The sequence below is a fragment of the Nostoc cf. edaphicum LEGE 07299 genome (assembly GCF_015207245.1).
In the GTDB taxonomy this organism is placed as follows: domain Bacteria; phylum Cyanobacteriota; class Cyanobacteriia; order Cyanobacteriales; family Nostocaceae; genus Nostoc; species Nostoc edaphicum_B.
The window spans coordinates 1-4,795 of the sequence record NZ_JADEXF010000397.1; the positions used below are offsets into that span (position 1 = coordinate 1).

Genomic DNA, 4,795 nt, shown 5'->3' on the forward strand with positions numbered 1-4,795 from the left:
AGCCAGTAAAATTGAATACTTGGGATTGAGAGCATCAGGATTTAAAAGTCGGGTTTTTCAGTCAGGGAAACCACATCAGAATGAGCCAAACCCCATATTAGTAATGGCAAGGTGACAACAAAACCTGCAATTGGCCCAGCGATACTAATATCAAATAAAGCTTTGCGGTTAGGAATGGGACTACGCATCTGAATAAATGCGCCAAAAGTTCCCAAAAAGAAAGGCACGGGAATAAAGTAAGGCAAGGTCGAGCGAATCTTATAAAATTTAGCTGTCAAATAATGCCCAAGTTCGTGAGTGCCCAAAATAGCCATCAGCCCTAAAGCATAAGGCAATCCCTTGAATAGGACATCTGGGTTAGATAGAAGCTTGAATAAAGATCCAATTTGCCAGATAGGCGGCAGAGTAACACCAGCATTTTCCACTCCCACCAAGGTAGTAGTGATCAAAGTAGCTACTAGCAGCATCAGCGCTAATCCTGGCCGAGTTAATCGTTCCTGATTGCGTCGTGGTGTATCTGTCTGTTTAGCAGCTTGAGTGTTGGGAACCAGGACAAAGAAAGGTTTGCCATTGAAGCCTTCTTGAAAAATCAGCAAGAAGCGATCGCCAAATTGTGCTTCAATATTAGTTTTAATCTGCTGGTAAGCGTTGCTGGCTTTAGTTCGCAACTGACCCCGGCAAATCACAGATTGTGGTCGATACTCAATATTTTGAACGTAGTATACAGACCAAGGAAAACAATTTCGTAGTTGGGTTTCTTCCGTTGGTTCAATGGGACGCACTATTGGTTCTGGGATAGGCTGGATAGTCGGTTGTGATTCTGAGGCTGAGGTTTGGGCTTCATCTGTCTGTGTATCTCTTGGTACTTGACGCCCCCATTGAAACAACGCCCAGTACAAAACTGTGCAAACAAATACCGACCACAGGATCAGCCCTGGCGGTGGAGGTTGTTTCGCCCCGTAGATTAGCGTCCATCCACTCAACAGGAATGCTGGTGTCATTAAAACCAGCCACAACAACCATACTGGTGTGCGGGTGATGCGAGCAACGCTGCGCTGCACCATTAGATAAGTAGCAAGCCCCAGCAGGAGGATAAACAGAAACCAAAATGCCATGTTCTCTTCAGTAATTTTGACAAAACGCCCCACCAGTAGCTTCAGCACCATAGCATTAACTACAAGGCAGACCTCAAATCCCAATTCTTTTCACAACGGTTAACAGTGCTGGTTAACGCTCAAGTTGCAATTCTTGAGAATTTCCACACTGTAATCAAATTGTCCACAACTCCTCAGTTTCGGTTCTTTGATTATGTGCCCTTTACCTCAACAGCCAAGTCATACAACTAAGCCACCACGGGCTGTCTTCCCGGACGAAGTTCTCAGCGGAGGTTCTCTGCAATCGGACTTCGCACAAGAGAGCATTTTTGCTTTTCCACCCAATCGGGACACATTAGGGGGAACCTCTTACTTTATTGTAAGAAATGAAGGCAATATCCTCATAGATTGCCCTGCACTAGAAAAAACAAATCAAGATTTTTTGCGATCGCATGGAGGCGTGCGTTGGTTATTTATCACCCATCGCGGCGCCATTGGCAAGACTGCTGAATTTCAGCAAGACTTTGGCTGCGAGGTGCTGATTCAAGAGCAAGAAGCGTATTTATTACCAGGCTTAACCGTAACTACCTTTAGACAAGAATTTACTCTTGATGCAGCTACACAAGCGATTTGGACACCAGGACATTCTCCCGGCTCATCTTGTCTATACTACAGCGAACTTGGAGGTATATTATTTTCTGGTCGCCATTTACTCCCTAACCAGCACGGTCAAGCAGTACCATTACGGACAGCTAAAACCTTTCATTGGCCAAGGCAAATTCAAAGCCTTCGATTATTGTTAGAACGTTTTACACCAGAAACTCTCCAGTATATTTGTCCTGGAGCTAATACAGGCTTTCTTAGAGGTAAGCGGTTCATAGATCGAGCTTATCAACACCTCGCCTCTCTGGATTTACCAGGTTTGCTGGGGATACAACCCCTTTAGAAGTTGCATGGCTGTTGAAAACCGCAAGAATGAAATTTGGTCAATATTATTACAGCACAGCAGCTTTCATGTATTTGAATCATACCTGAATGGCACTAAGTTAAGATATAGCCCTTGCCCTGACTGGTTCCCAGCCTGGGAGGCTCTGCCTCCAGTGGCTTGACCAGAGGCAGAGCCTCTGGGAACACATTCCCAGTCTGAAGACTGGGAACGAGACAATATCTAAAAGCTTGTTTTAGACCAATACGGTTCAGTTAAGGCTAAAACTCTTTGTCAAAGTCAACTTTTTTAACGTAGACGCAAAGCGGCTTGCCGAAGGCTACCGCAGAGGCGCAGAGGAAACAGAGAGAAGAGAAAAAATGCTTAACTGAACTGTATTATGGTTTAGACTGGCTTTCACGTTAAGTTGACACCAATGAAGGCCTTGCACCCCTACTAATCAAGATTTAGGTTGAGCGTGAGTGCAAGGCTACAACAACTCGGTGATGGAAAATAACCGTTGTCGGTCTATTTGTTGAAGCTTGATTTTTTCAGTGTAAAAAGCCTGATAATAATATTGATACCGCTCTGGTTCTGCTTCTGGATCGGTTTGTTGCCATAATTCCAAAAAGTGACGATAGCGTTTTTCAAGCATCACTAAATCCATGCAAGCGATCGCAGCTTGAACTACTTGCGGAGTCCGCAGTATTTCTTTTTGGTTTTTTTCATCCACATGAAATAAATGGGAAATTAACCCAATTTCGCTGTCAAATTCTAAGAACCGATCTTGGAGGCGGGAAATTAAATTTGGTAGAGACGCAAAGTTTTTCGTCTCTCCATCACCGGATGAAATTTCTAAAATCTGTTGCCATAAAAATCGGTGGTGGGAAAGGCTAAATTGCAAATCTCGCTCCTCTAGTTCGTCAACAATCATTTGACGCTGTTCGGGACAATGCAAGTAAATTCGCAATAATAGCGCCTCTGCGTGTTCTAAAAGGCTGCGTTCTGTCGGGAGTGGGGAGTTAATGGGGAGTCGGGATTTACTAGCTCCCCATGCTTTCTTCGCTGATACGGGCTTAGAATATGTCGCCGCAGCCGGAGCACTTTGAGTTAACAGATTTTCGACGCTTAGGGGTATAAGTCTGGTATCTCCCAAGCTGAGTATTTCTGCACAGTAGGAAACATAATAATTTCGTGTATCGCTGTTAGCTATATTTTTAAGTAATTTGACTATTTGCTGAGTTACTTGCTGAAAATCGGTAGCCTGTTTTAAGTCTCGGTCTTGAATAATTTGCTGAATCTGCCAGTCTAGCCAAAGTGGCGCATTTTTTAGCAGTTCTCCATAATCTTCTGGAGTGTGACTATGCAAATATTCATCAGCATCTTTGCCATCGGGTAAATTGAGAATTTTTAGCTGAACTTCGCCCTTGTATGCCAGTTCGGCAATTTCACCGATCGCCCGTTCGGCGGCATTGGTTCCGGCTTTATCAGCATCAAAGTTGAGTACTAATTGTTTCGATTCGGTGTAGCGTAATATTAACCGGACTTGTTCTAAGCTTAAAGCTGTACCAAGTGAGGCGATGGCGTTATTAATACCAGCAGCGTGGAGAGCGATCGCATCAAAATATCCCTCTACCACCACCGCTTGATCGAGTTGAGAAATCCCATCTTTAGCTTGATCGAGGGCAAATAATGTTTTACCTTTACTAAAAAGTTCGGTTTCGGGTGAATTCAGATATTTAGGTTGTTCATCAGTGAGAGTTCTCCCACCAAAAGCAATGACGCGTCCTTGGACATCGCGGATGGGAATCATCAAGCGATCGCGAAATACATCATAATACCCACCACCTTCCCGGCGTGGCTTAATCAATCCCGCTTTTTCCAGTATTTGCACTGGGTAATGTTTATCATCCACTAAATAACGATAAAGAGTTTCCCAACCTGCGGGGGCATAACCTAAACCAAATTGCTGTATAGTTTCTTCTTTGAATTGGCGGTTAGATTGCAAATATTGAAGTGCTTTTTGCCCTTGAGATTGTTTCAAGGCGTGTTGATAAAACTGTGCAGAGGAAGCGAGAACTTCATATAACTGCTCGCGCAAAGATAGCTGACGCTGTAATTCTTGACGTTGTTCGGGTTCGAGAGTTTGCACAGGTACTTGGTAACGCCGTGCTAAATCCAGTACCACATCAGCAAAAGAACGCTTTCCCAACTCCATGACAAACTTAATGGCATTTCCCCCGGCTTGACAGCCAAAGCAATAGTACATTTGCTTGGTTTGGCTAACGGTGAAACTGGGAGATTTCTCATCATGGAAAGGGCACAAACCGACGAAATCCTTTCCTCGTTTGCGTAAAACTACGTATTCCGAGACGACATCTACAATATCAGCCCGTAGTTTAACTTCCTCAATTGTGTCTGGGTGCAAGCGGGGGATTTGCATGGCTTTGTCATTAGTCATTAGTCATTAGTCATTGGTCATGAACTTTGGAGAAATACCAAAGGACAAATGACTTTAGACTTCTGATAGCTATTATATTCTTGTTGCCAGACCAAGAATGACATATACAATTGCTTAGACTTAATTTTACCAGAGGAAATACTGAAAATGGGGCGTATTTTTATATCAGCAGCTCATGGAGGCAAAGAAGCGGGAGGAATAGATCGAGGTGCGATCGCAGGTGGTACAAGTGAAGCAAAAGAAATGATTCTGCTGCGAGATTTGATTGTCACAGAACTAAGGGCGCGGAGTTTGGAAATTTTGGCGGTTCCTGAT

The 4,795-nt window shown here is 43.8% G+C and carries 2 protein-coding genes and 2 pseudogenes; 2 read left to right on the top strand and 2 right to left on the bottom strand.

Translation table 11 applies throughout. The annotated features are described in order from the left end of the window. Window positions 1-1,115, bottom strand: a pseudogene (locus tag IQ229_RS13400) (site-2 protease family protein); the annotation flags it as partial. A gap of 193 nt (window positions 1,116-1,308) precedes the next feature. Here IQ229_RS13400 and IQ229_RS13405 point away from each other — a divergent pair. After that, window positions 1,309-2,040, top strand: a complete 732-nt coding sequence (locus IQ229_RS13405) for an MBL fold metallo-hydrolase (protein ID WP_194044404.1) — start codon at window positions 1,309-1,311, stop codon at window positions 2,038-2,040. 469 nt (window positions 2,041-2,509) lie between these two features. Here the strand turns inward: IQ229_RS13405 and dnaG are convergent, their stop codons facing one another. Continuing rightward, window positions 2,510-4,462 carry a DNA primase gene (gene dnaG / locus IQ229_RS13410; protein WP_194044406.1) on the bottom strand — a complete coding sequence of 651 codons (1,953 nt, stop codon included), beginning with the start codon at window positions 4,460-4,462 and terminating at the stop codon, window positions 2,510-2,512. A gap of 165 nt (window positions 4,463-4,627) precedes the next feature. Between dnaG and IQ229_RS13415 the strand changes: the two are divergent. Next, window positions 4,628-4,795, top strand: a pseudogene (locus tag IQ229_RS13415) (N-acetylmuramoyl-L-alanine amidase); the annotation flags it as partial.